The organism is Actinomadura fulvescens (genome assembly GCF_039533225.1).
Taxonomy (GTDB): Bacteria; Actinomycetota; Actinomycetes; order Streptosporangiales; family Streptosporangiaceae; genus Spirillospora; species Spirillospora fulvescens.
The window spans coordinates 382,869-400,096 of the sequence record NZ_BAAATD010000004.1 but is presented as its reverse complement, the minus strand read 5'-3'; the positions used below and the strand labels follow the sequence as shown (position 1 = coordinate 400,096).

Here is a 17,228-nt window from a genome sequence, read left to right as displayed (position 1 = left end):
CCGTCAGTTCGCTCGCCGGGGCAACCTGGGGATCGTGGTGGGCGCGGGCCGCCCTGGAGGCGCCTCGCCGCCGTCCTCCTCGCCCGTGCTCTCCTCCCGGGCCCGCTCGACCAGGACAGCGATCCCGGCGGCGGTCGGCTCCTCGAACAGGCTGCGCATGGGCAGCCGCGCCCCCAGCCGCTTGCGCACGAGCGCGAGCAGCTGGACCGCGACCAGGGAGTTGCCGCCGAGCTCGAAGAAGTCGTCCTCGATGCCGATGCCCTCGCCGCCGAGTACCTCGGCGAACAGCCGGGCGATGGTGGCCTCCAGCTCGTTGCGCGGGGCCACGTAGTCGTCGCTCGCGGGCCGCGCCGCCGCCGGATCGGCCAGCGCGGGGCCGCTCAGCTCGGTCTCCACCGTCTCCTGGGTCAGCGCCCGCACCCCGGCGAAGGACTCGGCCAGGGGCACCGCCGTGACCACAGCCTGCGGGCCGAGGCGGGAGGCGAGCAGGCGTCGGAACGCCTCGGCGCCCTCGGCCGGGCGGATACCCCGGACCGGGCCGGTCTCCTCGTCGGGAACATCGGGGGCGTCGGGTGCCGAAAGCTCGGCGGGGGCGGCCTGAACCGCCGGTGCCGGGGTCTCGGACCTGACTGTGCCCAGCACGGCGTCGGGGTTGATGCGGCGCAGCGTGAAGTCGGAGATCCCGACGACCTCGCGCCCGTCGTCGTCCACCAGCGAGATGTCGGCGACCAGGACCTCCGCCGTCCCGCTCTCCCGGAACCGCAGATGGCTCCAGATGCGGTTGGGCATCGGGCTGCGGACGACGACCCGCCCGTAGCTGAGCGGCAGGTAGTGGCCGTCGACGCTGAACCGGACGAACGAGGTCGCCTCGTCCAGCATCGAGGGGTGCAGGTCCCAGCGGTCGGCGTCGGCCAGGGCCACCCCGCTCAGCTCCAGCAGGGCCAGCGCCTCGTTGTCGCCGGTGTACCAGGTCTGCATGGTGTCCCAGTGCGGCCCCACGGCGAGCAGGCCGGTGAGCGGGACGCCGCCGTGCCCGCCGACATGGGCGCAGCGCGAACGGATCGCGTCCAGGTCGGCCACGGGCGCCGGGCCGGGGTCGACCCAGCGCACCGACCCCTGGGTGTGCGTGCGCCGGCCGGACGCGGGGCCGGACGCGGGGCCGTCCGGCCGGGTCGCGAGCGTGAACTCCACCAGGTCACCGGTGGGGTCGGGGCTGAAGGACACCGACAGCTCGCACGAGGTGCCGTCGTGGACCACGATCGGATCGATGAACGTGACGTCGCTCAGCTCGATCACCTGGCCGTCGGCCCGTCCGGGCAGCGCGGCCTCGGCGGCGGCCCGCGCGGTCTCCAGGTGGCCAGTGCCAGGCAGGACGGGCACCTGGCCGAGACGGTGCTCGTCCAGGGGCCACGCGGTCGCCGGGGAGAGCTTTCCGCCGCACCAGGGCAGGGCGCCCCCCGGGTCGTCGTGGCGTTCGGTGAGCAGCGGGTGGTCCATCGGCGAGACGGTGCCGGTGGTCCCGGCGGACTCGCCGCGCTGGAGCGTCCGGAACGCCTCCGGCGCGCTGACCTCGGCGGCCATCCCGACCTCCAGCCAGGCGCCCCAGTCGACCGAGGTCACCCGCGCGCGCCAGCCGTGGGCGCCGCGGGCGTAGGCGTCCAGGAAGCCGTTGGCCGCGCAGTAGTCGACCTGGCCGAACCCGCCGGTGACCGCCGTGATCGACGAGCACAGGACGACCGAGTCCAGGTCGAGGTCGCCGAACGCCTCGTGCAGGGCCAGCGTGCCGAGCAGCTTGGAGGCCAGCACCTCCTCGGCAGCGGCGCGCTCCTTGACCTCGGCCATGCCGCCGCCGGGCAGGCCCGCGGCGTGCACGATCCCGTCGACCCGGCCGAAGCGCCGCAACGTCTCCCCGCGGACCCGGCGCAGGTCGCCGGCGCTGGTGACGTCGGCGGCGAGCACCAGCACCTCGGCGCCGGCGTTCTCCATGCGCCGCACCGCCGCGATGGCCCGTCCTGTCCGGTCGCTCGTTCCGTGCTCGGCGAGGTGGGCGTCCCACTGCTCGCGCGGCGGGAGCCCGCCGCGCGACAGCAGCACCAGGCGGGCGCGGACCCGCGTGGCGAGGTCTTCGGCGAGCGTGATGCCGATTCCGCCCAGGCCGCCGGTGATGACGTGGACGCCCTCATCGCGCAGGACGGGCGCCTCGCTTTCGGGCACGCGCACCGGCTCGTACTCCCGGACCCAGCGCCGGCCGGAGCGGTGCGCCAGCGCCGGGTGCAGCCCGGCGTCGTCCTCCCCGGCGTCGCGGCCGAGCTCGTCCACCGCCGCCGTCCAGTCCGGACGGTCGTCGAGGTCGATCTGCCGGACGGTCAGCCAGGGCACCTCCAGCGGGACCACCCGGACGATGCCGGTGACCGTGGCGTGCTCGGGCCGCAGCAGGTCGCCGCCCGTCACGTCCTGGGTCGCGGCGGTGAGGATCTCCAGGTGCACCGGGTCTTCGGAAGGCTGCGCGGTGAGGGCCTGGACGAGGCAGAGCAGCGCGAAGAAGCCGCGGTCCTGGGCGTTCCAGACGGCCTGCGCGTCCGTACCGGCGGGCGGCGCGCCGACGGTCCAGGCGTGCACGATCCGGCCCGGCAGTCCGCCGGCCTCGGTCAGGTCACCGATCAGCGCGTCGTAGTCCGCGCGGTCCGCCGGACGCACCGTGTAGGCGTCCGGCGCCGTGCGCTCGTACCCGTCGCCCGGACGGACGACCACGACCTCCGCGCCCGACGCGCGCAGCGCCGGAACCAGATCGGCGGAGGCGTCGTCGGCGAAGACCAGGCAGCGGCCGAGCGCCGGGGCGGGCGCGGGCGACGGCGGAAGCTGCCGCCAGACCGGTACCGAGAACCAGTCCTCGACCGGCAGCGGCCCTTCGGGAGCGGCGGGCTCCAGGGGCGCGTGCCCGAACGGCCCGACGGGGTCCATCCAGGCGCGCTTGCGCTCCCAGGGGTAGGTCGGGAGCTGGACCCTGCGTCCGGGGGCGCCGAAGTCCTCCAGCGCGATGCCGTTCACCCAGAGTGTCCCGGCCGCCGAGTACAGGGTGGTCAGCGCGGACGCGGTGTCGCGCGGCCCGGGCAGGCTCGGCACCGGGCGGATGGCGTCCCCCGCCAGCTGGGCACCCGCGAGCTGGGCGAGCTGGCTCCCCGGGCCGCATTCGACCAGGAGCCAGTCGCCGTCGCCGAGCAGGGTGGTCACGCAGTCGCCGAACCGGACGGTCTCGCGCAGGTGGCGGACCCAGTAGGACGGGTCGGTGGCCTCCGCCGCGGTGATCCAGGTGCCGGTGAGGTTGGACAGGAAGGGCAGGCCGGGCGCGGCGAGCTCGGTCGCGGCCACCAGCTCCCGGAACTCCGCTAGGATCGGGTCCATCATCGCCGAATGGAAGGCGTGCGAGGTGTGCAGGGCGGTGCACCCGATCCCGTCCTCACCGAGCTCCTCGGCCCAGGAGTCCACCAGCTCGCCGGGACCGGCCACCACGCAGGCGCCGGGCGCGTTCACGGTCGCCACCGAGAGCCCGGCGGGCATCCGCGCCCGCACCTCCGACTCCTCCAGCCGGACCATCAGCATCGAGCCGGGCGGCATCCGCTGCATGAGGCGCCCGCGCGCGGCGACCAGGCGCAGCGCCTCCGGCAGGGTGAACACCCCGGCGAGCGTCGCGGCGACGTACTCGCCGATGCTGTGACCGATCATCGCGGCCGGTTCGAGCCCCCAGGAGCTCCAGAGCCTGGCCAGCGCGTACTCGATGACGAACAGCGCCGGCTGGGCGAACTCGGTGCGGCGCAGCCGGTCCGCGTCGCCCGAGGTGAAGATCAGGTCGGCGAGGTCGAGGCCAAGGCCAAGGTCGTCGCGCAGCAGCGCCGCGCACTCGTCCACGGCCTCCTGGAAGACCGGCTCGTGCTCGTAGAGCTCGCCTCCCATGCCCGGGTACTGGGCGCCCTGCCCGGAGAAGAGCAGCGCGACCCGCGGGACCGTACGGGGCACCGCGCCGGTGATCAGGCGCTTGGGGTCGGTGAGGGCCACGATGGCGTCCGCGGTGTCCTCGGCGACCACGACGGCCCGGCGGGCCATCTCGCGGCGGCCGACCCGCAGCGTGTACGCGACGTCGGACAGGTCCAGCGTCGACCGTTCGGACAGGTGCTCGCCTAGGCGGTCCACCTGGGCGCGCAGCGCGGTGTCGGTGCGGGCCGAAAGGCGGACCAGATGGGCCGGACGCGGCTGCGCGAACACCGGCGTGCGCTCCGGTGCCTCCTGCAGCACCATGTGGGCGTTGGTGCCGCCGATACCGAACGAGCTGACCCCGGCCCGGCGCGGGAAGCCGTCGGTCTCCCACTTGGACAGCGTGTCGTTGACGTAGAAGGGGTTCTTCCCGAAGTCGATCTTCGGGTTGGGGGTCTCGTAGTGCAGGCTCTTGGGGATGAGGCCCTTCTCCACGGTCAGCACCGTCTTGATCAGGCTGGCCGCGCCGGCCGCCTGGCCGAGGTGCCCGATGTTGGACTTGACCGAGCCGAGCGCGCACCAGCCGCGGTCGTCGGTGTCCTGCTGGAAGACGCTGGTGAGCGCGGCGACCTCGATGGGGTCGCCGAGCGCGGTCCCCGTCCCGTGCGCCTCGACGTAGGTGACCGTCCTCGGGTCCACCCCGGCCACGCCGAGCGCCTGGGCGATGCAGGTCGCCTGGCCCTCCTGGCTCGGCGCGGAGAAGCCGACCTTGTTGGCGCCGTCGTTGTTGAGGGCGTTGCCGAGGATCACCGCTCTGATGTCGTCGTTGTCGTCGATGGCGTCCTGGAGGCGCTTGAGGACGACGACGCCGCCGCCGCTGCCCCACACGGTGCCCTGCCCCTTGGCGTCGAAGGCGCGGCAGTGCCCGTCGGGCGAGACGACGCCGTCCTGGTCGTAGACGTAGCCGTGGCCGATCTGCTCCTCGATCATGGCGCTGCCGGTCAGCGCCATGTCGCACTCGCCGTTGCGCAGCGACTCGCAGGCGACGTGCGCGGCCACCAGGCCGGTCGAGCAGGCGGTCTGCACCGTGAACGCGGGGCCGCGCAGGTCGAGCTTGTAGGACGTCAGCGTCGCGGCGTAGTCGACATGGCTGCCCACCATGACCGTGAGCCACCCGGCGCTGGAGTACGCCTGCGGGTTGCTGCGGATGTTGAGCCACTGATAGGAGTCCGGGCCGACGCCCGCGTACACGCCGATCTCGCCGGGGTAGCGCGCCGGGTCGTACCCGGCGTCCTCCAGCGCGGTGTAGGCGAGCTCCAGGAACATGCGGTGCTGCGGGTCGCGGATCTCGGCCTCGCGCTGCGACATCTTGAAGAACGCGGCGTCGAACGCGTCGTGCTCCTCCAGCAGCATCGCCGCCGGGACGAAGTTCGGATCCTTCAGGAAGCGTTCCTGCACACCCAGGGCACGCTGCTCCTCGATCGTGGAGAAGGTGATCGAGTCGACCCCGTCCGCGAGGTTGCGCCAGAACCGCCGCGCGTCGGGCGCGCCGGGGAACCGGCAGGCCAGCCCGACGACGGCGATGGGCTCGACCGCCGGCTCGTCGTCGGCGGGCAGGTCATCGGTGAGGTCGCCGGTGTGCGGAAGCGTCATCGAGAGTCTCCTTCTCGTCCTCCACGGGGCCGTCGGTACGGCCCGCGCTTCTGGCCAGTCGTCGTCGTTGAGGACCCAGAGCTTCGCTTTGCCGGCGCCGCCGGGTCATCGCCCGGCCGGCTGCCCGGCCGGCGCCGGGAGAGCGCCGCGTGCCGTCGAGATGACCGGCGAGCGCGCGGACGTTGGGGTAGCGGAACAGGTCGACGATGGGGATCTGCCGTCCCATCAGCTCCGACAGCCGCGCCTGCACCGAGGCGATGGCCAGCGAGTGGCCGCCGATCTCGAAGAAGTTGTCGCCGCCGCCGATCCGCGAGCGCCCGAGCACCGTCCGCCAGACCTGCGCGACCATGCGCTCGGTGGCGGTCGTGAGCTCGCCGCCGACCGGGCGGTGGGGGCGGAACACCAGCCGTGGAAGGGCCCGCCGGTCGACCTTGCCCGCGGGGGTGAGCGGGATGGCGGGCACGAGCCGTACCTCACCGGGCACGGCGTGCTCGGGCAACCGGGCCCGCAGCAGCTCCAGCAGGTCGGAGGCGCGCACGTCGGGATCGGCCGGTACCGCGAAGGCCCGCAGCACCCGCTCGCCGTTGTCGTGCTCGCCGTTGTCGCGGTCGGCGACGACCGCGGTGGCCTGCACGCCGGGATGGGACGCCAGGACGGCGTCGATCTCGCCCAGCTCGACGCGGTACCCCCGGACCTTGAGCTGGTCGTCGGCCCGCCCGGCCAGCACCACCGATCCGTCGGGCCGGTGGCGGCCCAGGTCGCCGGTCCGGTAGAGCCGGTCCGAGGGGTCAGGCGATCCGGGCGGGCGGCCGAACCGGCGCGCCGTCAGAGCGGCGTCCCGGTACCCGTCGGCGAGGTTGCGGCTGCGGACGACGACCTCGCCCAGCTCACCGGTCCCGGCCGGTTCGCCGTTGCGGCCGAGCACGATCAGCCGGCTGCCGTCGACGCCCCGGCCGACCGGCACCGCGTCGCCGTCCGGCCGCGCGGGGGCGGCCGGGACCTCGTGCCACGCGTGGACCTGCGGCGTCTCGGTCGCGCCGTAGAAGTTGACGACGCGGGCGTTGGGGGCGAGCACGCGGATGCGGGCGACGTCGGCGGGACGCAGCTGGTCGCCGCCGAACGCGACCAGCCGGACCTCGGATAGCGCCACGGCCGACACCCCGCACAGCAGCCGGGCCAGCTGTGGAGTGAGGTGCAGGATCGTGATCTGTTCGGCGAACAGCCACGCGGCCAGCCGGGCCGGATCGCGCAGCCATTCCTGCTCGGGCACGGCCAGCCGCGCCCCGGTGACCAGCGGGATGAACGCGTCGCGCAGGAGCGGGTCGTGGGCCAGCCCGGCGAGCAGCGCGAAGCGGTCCTCCGGGACGGGCCGGAAGGTCGCGGCGTACCAGGTGAGGAAGTGCGCGAGCGGCCGTTCCGGTGTCACCACGACCTGGGGGGCGCCGGTCGTCCCGGAGGTGAGGGCCAGGTAGCCGCGTTCGTCCGGCGGCGCTGGGGGCGCCGGGGGCTGCGGGGCGTGGTCGCCGATCTCGATGACGGGCAGGTGCGCGAGCGAGGCGAGCACGGGGACTCCGGGACACGGGAGCAGCGCCCGGGCTCCGGCGGCGGTGGCCTGGCGGGCCAGCACGGGTTCGGGGAGGGCCGGGTCCAGGACGACCCAGCGCGCGCCGGAAGCCAGCACCCCCAGCATGAGCGCGGGTAGCGCGATGTCGCGGGCGCCGAGAACCGCGACCGTCTCGCCGGACGCCACGCCCGCCGCGCGCACCGAGGCGGCCGTCCGGCCGCGCAGCTCGCCCACCTCGCGGAAGGTCAGCGCGGCGGTGGAGCCGGTGATCGCCGCCTCGTCGGGCCGGTCGCGCTCGGATCGCTCCATCCGCTCGATGAGGCCGGGTCCGTCCGCTCCGGCGGCCGGCGGGGTGCTCCAGCCGGGCAGCCGGGCGGCCGGTGAACGCAGCGACGCGTTCCGCACGGGTCGCTGCGGCTCGGCCACGAGTTCCCCGAGAAGCCGCACGTAGCCCGCGAGCAGGGACTCGATGCGCGCCTCGTCATAGAGGTCGGGGTTGTAGACCGCTTGCAGGGCCAGGCCGGAGGTGTCCTCGCTGACGTAGAGGGTGAGGTCGAACAGCGCGCCCGGCAGTCCCGCCCGCAGCGGCTCGACGGCGCAACCGGACAGGCGCAGCCGGGGCCGGGCGAAGTCGTGCATGTTGAACAGGACCTGGGTCAGCGGGTTGCGGGTCAGGTCGCGCCGCAGTCCCAGTTCCGCGACGAGCCGTTCCAGCGGCAGGTCGGGATGCGCGGTGACCGCGCCGACCTCCCGCGCGCAGCTCCGCACGTGGTCGGCGAACGAGACGTCGTCGGCCATCCGCAGCCGAACCGGCAGGACCTGCAGGCACAGCCCCACGAGCGGCTCGAAGCCGACATGGCCCCGGTCGGCGTACGGCGTGCCGACGATCAGGTCGTCCTGGCCGGTGAGCCGCCGCAGCAGCTGGCCGAAGGCGGCGAGCAGGACGACGTAGGGCGTGCTGCCGGCCCGGCGCGCCAGGTCGTCGACGGCCGCGGCCATCTCGGCGTCCACGGCGGCGTGCCGGACCGCTCCGTTGAAGGTCTGCATGGGCGGCCTGGACCGGTCGCGGGGCAGGTCGCAGACCGTCGGCGCGTCCCTGAGATGCTCGGTCCACCACTCCAGCCCGGACTCCGCGCCGCGGGCCGCCCGGTCGGCCGCCCAGGCCACGTAGTCGGCGAATCCGACGTCCGGCGGGCGGAGGCCGGGCGCACGTCCGGCCACAGCATCCGCGTAGGCGTCGGCCAGATCCTGGAAGAGCACGTCCTGCGACCACCCGTCGAAGACGACATGGTGCACGGTGCAGCTCAGGACATGGTCGCCAGGCCCCAGCCGGACGAGCCGCGCCCGCCACAGCGGGCCCGCGACCAGGTCGAACGGGGTGCGGGCCTCGGTCTTGAGCAGCACGTCCAGCGCCCGTTCCCGCTCGGCGGGCGCGAGCTCGGACAGGTCGGTGACCGGTATCGCGATCGGCCCGGGCGGGGTCACCTCGACGTACGGCACACCCGCGCGGTCCGGGATCCGCCAGCGCAGCGGCTCGTGGCGGGCGACGACGGCCGCCAGCGCGGTGTGCAGCGCCTCGACGTCGAGCGGTCCGCGGACGCGCTCGGCCAGCGCCACGTTGTGGACGGGGATGCCGGGCGCCAGCCGCTCGACGAACCACATCCGTAGCTGGGCCGACGACAGCGCCGGGGCGTTGCCGGTGGGGACGGCCTCGGTGATCGGCTCGGCCTTCTCCACCCGTTCGGCCAAGCCGCGGACCGTACGCCCGGTGTAGACGTCCTCGACGGTGACCGCCCGGCCGAGCTCGGAGCGCAGGGCGGACACCAGGCGCATCGCCCGCAGCGAGTGGCCGCCGCACGCGAGGAAGTCGTCGTCCGGCCGGGGCGGCCCGGACGGTTCCAGCACCCGCGCCCAGATCCGCTGGACTCCGATCTCGATCGGCGTGCCGGAGAACGCGGCGTCGTCCGCGGCGCTATCGTCCGCGATGTCTTCCGTGACGGCGCCGGTGTCCCGCAGCCCCCGCAGCGCCGTCAGGTCGACCTTGCCGGAGGCGTTGAGCGGGAGCGCGGCGAGCCGCACCACCAGGGACGGGATCATGTAGCCGGGCAGCCGCTCGGCGCAGTACTCACGAAGCTCGGCCAGGCCGGGGGCGTCCGCCGGGGTGAGGTAGGCGACGAGCGTGCCGTCGCCCGCGTCCTGGACGTCGGCGACCGCCTGCAGCACGTCGGGGTGGGCGCGCAGCACCGACTCGATGTCGCCGATCTCCACGCGCTGACCCCGGATCTTCACCTGGCGGTCGAGACGGCCGAGGAAGCCGATCCGGCCGTCCGGCTCGGTCACCACCTGGTCGCCGGTCCGGTAGAGGCGCGCTCCGGGCACCGTGCCGAACGGATCGGGCACGAAGGCCGCGGCGGTGCGTCCTGGCCTGGCCAGATAGCCCCGGGCGACCTGCGGGCCGCCGAGGTAGAGCTCGCCCGGCGTGCCCGGCGGGCACGGGCGCAGGTCCTGGTCCAGGACGTACGCCTGGCATCCCGGCAGCGCCCGCCCGATCGGCAACGGCCGGTCCCAGTCGCCCTCCAGCTCGGCGCCCACGGTGCAGACGGTCGCCTCGGTGGGCCCGTACCAGTTGTGGAACGTGCACGTCCGCGACCAGCGCGCCACCTGCTCGGGACCGGGCGGCTCGCCCGCCGTCACCAGGTCCTCCAGATGGACGAGCCTGCCCGGGTCCAGCAGCGGCAGCAACGCAGGCGGGATGAAGCCCCAGGTGACCTCGTGGACCTCCAGGAACCGCTGGAGACGGGCCGGGTCGGCGCGATCGGCGTCCGGGACGAGCTGGACGCAGCCGCCCCGGGTGAGCGGGACGAACAGGTCGAGGACGGAGACGTCGAAGCCGAGGGCCGAGAAGGCGACCGACCGGCAGCCGCCGTCCAGGCCGAAGAACCGGCCCGCCATCGTGGCGAAGGACGCGGCGTTGCGGTGGCTGACCACGACGCCCTTGGGCCGTCCGGTGGACCCGGAGGTGTAGAGCACGTACGCGGCGTTCGCCGGAAGCGCCGGGCAGGGCGGCGGCGGACCGGCCGATTCCAGGGACGGCTCGACCAGCCGCCGGCCCATTCCCGCCAGCAGCGACCGGCCCGTCTCGTCGGCGACGACGATCTCGATACCGGCGTCGTCGACGACGTCGGCGAGCCTGCGCCGGGGGTGGGACGGGTCGAGCGGCACGTAGGCGCCGCCCGCCATCATGATTCCGAGGGCCGCGACCGGAAGCAGCGGTGTGCGGCGAGCGCAGATGCCGACCCTGGTCTCGGGGCGGACGCCGAGGCGCCGCAGCCGGTGCGCGAGGGCACCGGCCGCGTCCACGAGCTCGCGGTAGGAGACCCGCGCGTCCCACTGCCGGATCGCGGGGGCGCCGGGGGTACGGTCCGCCTGCGCGGTGACGAGGTCGGCGAACAGGGTCTCCAGGGGCGCCCCGTCGCGTTGGAGCGGTCCCGCGGCCTCCGCCGAACGCGGAAGCCGCCCCCGGCTCACCGTCACCGCGTGTCCTCCCGGATGGTCGCGGGAAGCGAGTGAGAAACCCCGTGCACCTGCGGTGAGAGCGACTTTGAACTACCGAACCGACGTTCTTCGAAAATCGACCCGTGCGTGATGGCCCCCACCTCCCCTCGCCTGCGCGCACGCCGACGGGGATCGCCCTACCGGGAGTGCGCAAACGTAAGACCGGCACCATTTGAAGAGTGCCCGGCCTTTTGCAGAACGAGCCCATCTATGCACAGCTTCTGAATGAAGTCGAGACCCGTTTCGAAGATCGCCCCGGGCTTTCGACAATCAGTTCGCAACCCTCACACAGCGTCGCCTTAACGCTTTGTCAGAAACCTGGACCGCCACCGTCAATGCCACTTCAAACTCATCTTCGAGTTAGAGATCTATAACCTTCAAGCTAGGCGCCCGCTCCGGCCCGGAGACCGCCGCACCAAACCCCGCCGACACGCTCAGCCGAGAGCATCTGCGCTGGTCACGGCCCATTCAGAGGTGAAGTTCGCCGCTCCGAGGAGGAGAACGCGAAACGAGGCTCCCCACCCGGGGCACCGAGGCCGAGTGAGGCACCTCACCCGAGAAGCTCGCCGGTTGTGGTCAGCCCGACGACTTGCCAAACCTCCCCGGCGTCCCTCGAAGACCAATCGGCGGGAAGCCGACGACGCCCGTCAGGGCGGTTCGGAAAGGCATTGGCGACGGCAACTGGACGGGGCGGGTCCGTTGTGGTCATGATTCGCCAATGTGGCGTGAGCTGATCGAACAACACACCTCGCAGGCGCGGTTCGCCTCTCCGGCCACGGAACAGGCGCTGTACCGAGCCGAGGAGACTCTGGGACATCTGCTCCCCGACGACCTGGTCAAACTGCTCAGTGAGAGCGACGGCGTCGTCGACGCCAACGGTTACAGCCTCGTCTTCTCCGCCGAGCAGCTGCTCCAGGGCAACCTCGAGATGCGCACCTACCCTGCTCTGAAGCGGCTCTACATGTCGTTCGACCAGCTGCTCTTCTTCTCCGACGTGCCCGGCGACGGCAACCTGTTCGCCTACGCCCTGGTGCCCGAGGGGCGGCCGGACATCTTCGTCTGGGACCACCGGACCGACAGCCGCCGCCGCGTCGCGCCGTCTCTGGAGCACTTCATCGAGGCGTGGCTCACCGGCCGTTGATCATCCGCGGGAGGCGTTCCCATGCCGCATCTGGTCGAGTTCGGAACCGGGCATCTGCCGCCGGCGGAGCGGCTCGACTTCTGGCTCGATCTCGTGTTCCAGTCGCATGTCCGTTCCTGGATCAAGACCGAGGCCGAGGGGGACTTCACGGCGTCCACGCTCAGCCTGGATCTCGGCACGGTGGTGGTGTCCGTGCTGACCAACCCCTCGATCCGGGGGGACCGCACGGCGAAGCTGATCAGGCAGTGCGATCCCGAGGTGATTCTCGTGCACCTGCCGCTCAACAGCAGCGGGAGCGTCTCCCAGGGCAAGCATCACAACGCCTTCTCCCCCGGCGATGTGGTGCTCTACGACAGCAGCCGGCCGCTGCGGGTGCAGCAGAACGCTCTGAACGGGGTGTCCAGGTGGATCCTCGTCGAGATCCCCCGGGCGACGCTGGAGCAGCTCGTTCCGTCGGTCTCGTCGTTGATCGCCGTGCCCGGTCGCGCGACCGACGGGATCGGGGCGGTGCTGACGCGCTACCTCGACGAGCTGCTGCGCAACGCCCGCGACTACACCCTCGCCGAACGGACCGCGCTCAACGGCGTCACCGTCGACCTGGTCGCGGCCACCTGCGCGCGGCTGCGGGCCGGCCACGTTCCGCCGGAGACCCACCGGCAGGTGCTGTTCGTGCACATCCGGGACTTCATCGACCGGCGGCTCGGCGACCCGGCGCTGACTCCCCAGGCCATAGCCGCCGCCCATCACATCTCCGTGCGGCAACTGCACAAGCTATTCCAGCTCCAGGGCGGCCCCAGCGTCGCGGCCTGGATCCGCATTCGCCGGCTCGAACGCTGCCGGCGCGATTTCGCCGACCCGCGGCTGGGGCACCTGGCCGTCTGCGTCATCGCCCGTCGTTGGGGCTTCACCGACCCGGCGCACTTCGGCCGGATCTTCCGCGAAACGTACGGTGTCACCCCCACTGACTACCGGCATAGGCATTCTGACGTTCCGTAGTGCGCGGATATTCAATGGCCGTGCACGCATGACCGTGTGGTCCGCCGCCGTGCCCGGCGCATCATGAGCCGATGGCATGGTTCACGATCGACACCCGGAAACTGCCGGCACCGGATCGGCGGGCGTGCTGGGAACGGCTGATATCGGAGGCGGAGTTTCCCGTCGAGGTCCACGATGACGCGGGCGGCGACTTTTATGTGGTGGCCCGGCAGCTGGCGCTCGACACGGTGCAGATATCGGAGTTGATCGGTTACGGAATCCGTGTGGTCCGGACGGAGCAGCTGATCCAGCGGCGCGATCCGCAGGTGTACCAGCTCTACCTGACGCACACCGGATCGATCAGGCATACGCAGTGCGGGCGGAACGTGCGCGTGATGCCGGGAGAGTTCGTGCTGCGCACCAGTTCGCGGCCGTACGAAAGCCTGATCGCCTCCGGGTCGGCGGTTCGCGTGCAGTTCCACCGGTCGGCGTTGCCGCTGCCGCGGTGCGCCGTCGACAGGCTCCTCGCCGTGCCGATCGGCTCCGGCGAGGCCATGGGCGCGCTGCTCTCGCGCTACCTGACCCTCGTGACACGGCATGCCGGGGAGTGCGGGCCGCCCGAGCAGGTCATCATGAGCCGGACCCTGCTCAACATGATCGCCGCGTTGTGCTCCCGCGAGCTCGACCGGGTGTCGGACGGCTCGCCGCAGTCGCACCGGCTGGCGCTCCTCGTCCGGATCCACGGCTTCGTCGAGGAGCACCTGGACGACCCGCGGCTGGTCCCGCGGACCATCGCCGACGCCCACCAGATCTCGCTCCGCTACCTGCACAAGCTGTTCCAGGACCAGGGCGGGCCCACGGTGACCGCCTGGATCAGGCGGCGGCGGCTCGAACGTTGCCGGCAGGACCTGGTGGACCCCGCGCTGAGCGGACGGCCCATCAACGCCATCGCGAGCCGCTGGGGATTCACCGAGCGCGCCCACTTCAGCAAGCTGTTCCGCGCCACGTACGGAGTTCCTCCCGGCGAGTACCGCCATGCGGGCGATGCGCTGACGCACACACAGTCTGCACGGACGGACACTGACACCCTTCCCGGCCGCGCTGGATGATCAACTCCGCGAGAACGCGGAGAACATCACGCCAGGGGAGGTCGGGTGGCATTTCTCGATGTTTCCATCAGGGTCGCTCTCGCCTTCACCTTCCTCGTCGCGAGCGTGAGCAAGGTCTGCCGGACCGAATCCTGGCGTTCCTTTCTCCAGGCGATCGAAGCGTCCGGCCTGACGCCGCGGAGCATGGCTCCGGCCGTCGGCTTCACCGTCGTCCTCGCGGAGTTCGCGGTGGCCTCGCTCCTGCTCGTGCCGCACAGCGCCGCCGCCGGACTGACGCTGTGCATCCTGCTGCTCGTGGTGTTCTCAAGCGTGATCGCACGGTCTGTCAGGCGACGGGACCGTACGCCCTGCCGCTGCTTCGGCGGCTCCGAGGAGCCGGTGGGAATGGTGCATCTCTACCGGAACATCATCCTGCTCGTGGCGGCGGCCTCCGGTCTGGCCATCTCTCTTTCCCATGACAGCCCGCCGCAGGCCGAGACGCTCGTCATCGGCATTCCGGCAGGCGTCTTCTGCGCGTTCCTCGTCATGTTCCTCAGCGAACTGCACACGTTCTTCCGCCCGTCTTCCTCCACCCAAAGGACGCAGAGCCGTTGAGCATCGGGATAACAGCTTTTGTGGCAGGCGGCGAGCCCGCCGGTCGGCAGCGCCTTGCCGGCCGGGCATCCACGACAAGAGCACCACTCTGCGGCGCGTAATGGGGGAGATCGAGGGCGGCGGGGCGCATTACAGTGGCGGGGTGGCAGAGGAGCAGCTGAGCGCACGCGTCGACAGCTGGATCTGGTCGGTACGGCTGGCCAAGACCCGCTCGATGGCTTCCACGGCCTGCCGCGGCGGGCACGTCCGGGTGAACGGGGTGCGCGCCAAGCCCTCCCACGCGGTGCGTGTGGGCGATGAGGTGCGGGTCCGGCAGGAGGGCTGGGAACGCGTCGTGATCGTTTCCCGGATCATCACCAAGCGCGTCGGCGCTCCCGTGGCCGCCGAATGCTATGTGGACAAGAGCCCGCCGCCCCCGCCGCGCGAGGCGACCCTGCCGGTCGCCGTCCGCGAGCGCGGCGCCGGACGTCCCACCAAGCGCGAACGGCGCAGCATCGAGCGCCTCTTCGGCCGCCGCCCACCCAGCTGAACCGCCAGGGCGTGTGATCCGGCCGGTCCGTGGCCGTGCCCCGGCCGGTCCCTGCGGCTGTGATCTTGCCGACCCGTGGCCCTGACATGGACGTCCTACCTGCGGGTAAGCGGCCTGTACGGAGGGTGTTCCCGTACGGCTGGAAGGTGGACCAGGTGAAGCTTTCGCCCTTGGAGGACGCGGTCGACCCGGAGGCGCTCCGCCGGGTGCTGGACGGCCGCTGGGAGCCCGTACGCCAGGCCGCCCGCCGGCGGATGCGGGAGCTGGGGCCGCCGGCGGGCGAGCCGGGTGACGTCGAGGCGCAACGCGTCCGGGTCCTGGAGGAACTGCGGCGGCTGGCCGAGGAGGGGTACCCGCGGCAGGGCTTTCCCAAGGAGTACGGCGGGGAGGGCGACATCGGCGGCTCTGTGATCTCGTTCGAGATGCTGGGCCTTGGCGACCTGTCACTGCTGGTGAAGGCCGGGGTCCAGTGGGGTCTGTTCGGCGGGGCGATCCAGGCTTTGGGCACCGAACGTCACCATCGGCGCCACCTCAAGGCCGTCATGGACCTGGAGCTGCTCGGCTGCTTCGCGATGACCGAGAGCGGGCACGGCTCGGACGTCGCCCGGCTGCGGACCACCGCGACGTACGAGGCCGGGGAGTTCGTGATCCACACGCCGGTGGAGAACGCGCGCAAGGACTACATCGGCAACGCCGCCCGGGACGGCCGGATGGCCGTGGTGTTCGCCCAGCTGATCGTGAACGGCGAGTCGCACGGCGTCCATGCCCTGCTCGTGCCGATCCGGGACGAGCGGGGACGGCCGTGCCCGGGCGTGCGGATCGAGGACTGCGGGCACAAGGGCGGGCTGAACGGCGTCGACAACGGGCGGCTCTACTTCGACCACGTCCGCGTCCCCCGCGAGGCCCTGCTCAACCGGTTCGGCGACGTCGACGCCGAGGGGGCGTACTCCAGTCCGATCGACACCCCCGCCCGGCGCTTCTTCACCATGCTGGGCACGCTGATCCGCGGCCGGGTCAGCATCGCGGGCGGGGCGGGCTCCGCCTCCAAGACCGCGCTCGCCCTCGCGGTCCGGTACGGCGAGGCGCGGCGCCAGTTCGAACGCCCCGGCACCGGAGCCGAAGTCCCGATCCTCGACTACCTCGCCCATCAGCGGAAGCTGCTGCCCGCGCTGGCCACCACCTACGCGCTGCACTTCGCGCAGGAGGAGCTGGTCACCGCTCTGCATGACATCCACGGCGCGGTGCTGGACGACCGGGACGACGACGGGGCCGAGGGCCACGGGGCCGAGGGCCACGGGGTCGAGGACTGGCGGCAGCGCGAGTTGGAGTCGCGGGCCGCCGGGCTCAAGGCGATCGCGACCTGGCACGCCACCCACACCATCCAGACCTGCCGGGAGGCCTGCGGCGGCGCCGGTTACCTGACGGCCAACCGCCTGCCGCGGCTGAAGGCCGACACCGACGTCTTCACCACGTTCGAGGGCGACAACACGGTCCTGCTGCAACTGGTGGCCAAGGGGCTGCTCACCCGCTTCCAGCACGACGTGGACGACCTCGGCACGCTGGGCCTGGCCCGGTTCGTGGCCGAGCAGTTCGCGGGGGCGTTGATCGAACGCACCGCGGCCCGTTCGACGATCGCCCGGCTGCTCACCGCGCGCGGCGAGCCGAGCGAGGCCGATCTGCTCGACCGGGCCTGGCAGCTGCAGGCCTTCGAGGACAGGGAGAAACACGTCCTGGAGGGGCTGGCCCGGCGGCTGCGCCGCGCCGCCGGAGGCGACGCCGATCCGTTCGAGGTCTTCAACGACGCCCAGGACCATGTGCTGCGCGCCGCCCGCGTCCATGTCGACCGGATCGTCCTGGAGGCGTTCGTCGCCGCCCTCGACCGCTGCGACGAGGGCGCGGCCGGGCTGCTGGGCCGGGTGTGCGATTTGTACGTGCTGTCCACGATCGAGGCCGACCGCGCCTGGTTCCTCGAACACGGCCGGCTCAGCCCGGCCACCGCCAAGGCCCTGGTCGACACCGTCAATCAGCTGTGCAAGCTGCTGCGCCCGCACGCCCGCACCCTGGTGGACGGCTTCGCCATCCCCGAGCGGCTGCTCGACGTCCCGATCGTCCAGTACGATGACCCAACAGATTAATTAG

Annotated in this window: 8 protein-coding genes; 6 read left to right on the top strand and 2 right to left on the bottom strand. The window is 72.5% G+C overall.

Annotation, left to right across the window (positions count from 1 at the left end):
* Positions 1 to 3: 3 nt before the first annotated feature.
* Both ABD333_RS17610 and ABD333_RS17605 read right to left on the bottom strand, forming a co-directional pair.
* The gene (locus tag ABD333_RS17610) at positions 4 to 5,622 is read right to left on the bottom strand and encodes a type I polyketide synthase (RefSeq protein WP_344542170.1); all 5,619 of its coding nucleotides are present in this window, start codon (positions 5,620 to 5,622) and stop codon (positions 4 to 6) included.
* On the bottom strand, positions 5,588 to 10,720 hold the full coding sequence (locus ABD333_RS17605; protein ID WP_344542168.1) for an amino acid adenylation domain-containing protein: 5,133 nt from the start codon (positions 10,718 to 10,720) through the stop codon (positions 5,588 to 5,590). Before ABD333_RS17605 ends, ABD333_RS17610 begins: the two co-directional genes overlap by 35 nt.
* Positions 10,721 to 11,459: 739 nt before the next feature.
* Here ABD333_RS17605 and ABD333_RS17600 point away from each other — a divergent pair.
* The 6 genes from ABD333_RS17600 to ABD333_RS17575 all read left to right on the top strand — a co-directional run bounded on the left by ABD333_RS17600 (position 11,460) and on the right by ABD333_RS17575 (position 17,224).
* Positions 11,460 to 11,882, top strand: a complete 423-nt coding sequence (locus ABD333_RS17600) for an SMI1/KNR4 family protein (RefSeq protein WP_344542166.1) — start codon at positions 11,460 to 11,462, stop codon at positions 11,880 to 11,882.
* A 21-nt stretch (positions 11,883 to 11,903) separates the two neighbouring features.
* Positions 11,904 to 12,878: a helix-turn-helix domain-containing protein gene (locus ABD333_RS17595; protein WP_344542165.1), complete on the top strand. Its 975-nt coding sequence runs from the start codon at positions 11,904 to 11,906 to the stop codon at positions 12,876 to 12,878.
* Between the two features lie 71 nt (positions 12,879 to 12,949).
* Positions 12,950 to 13,966: a helix-turn-helix domain-containing protein gene (locus ABD333_RS17590; protein ID WP_344542164.1), complete on the top strand. Its 1,017-nt coding sequence runs from the start codon at positions 12,950 to 12,952 to the stop codon at positions 13,964 to 13,966.
* Positions 13,967 to 14,011: 45 nt separating this feature from the next.
* Positions 14,012 to 14,560: a MauE/DoxX family redox-associated membrane protein gene (locus tag ABD333_RS17585; RefSeq protein WP_344542162.1), complete on the top strand. Its 549-nt coding sequence runs from the start codon at positions 14,012 to 14,014 to the stop codon at positions 14,558 to 14,560.
* Between the two features lie 142 nt (positions 14,561 to 14,702).
* Positions 14,703 to 15,089 (top strand): RNA-binding S4 domain-containing protein, encoded by a 387-nt coding sequence (locus ABD333_RS17580; RefSeq protein WP_344542160.1) that lies wholly within the window; start codon positions 14,703 to 14,705, stop codon positions 15,087 to 15,089.
* Positions 15,090 to 15,244: 155 nt separating this feature from the next.
* Positions 15,245 to 17,224 carry an acyl-CoA dehydrogenase family protein gene (locus ABD333_RS17575; RefSeq protein ID WP_344542159.1) on the top strand — a complete coding sequence of 660 codons (1,980 nt, stop codon included), beginning with the start codon at positions 15,245 to 15,247 and terminating at the stop codon, positions 17,222 to 17,224.
* Positions 17,225 to 17,228 lie beyond the last annotated feature (4 nt).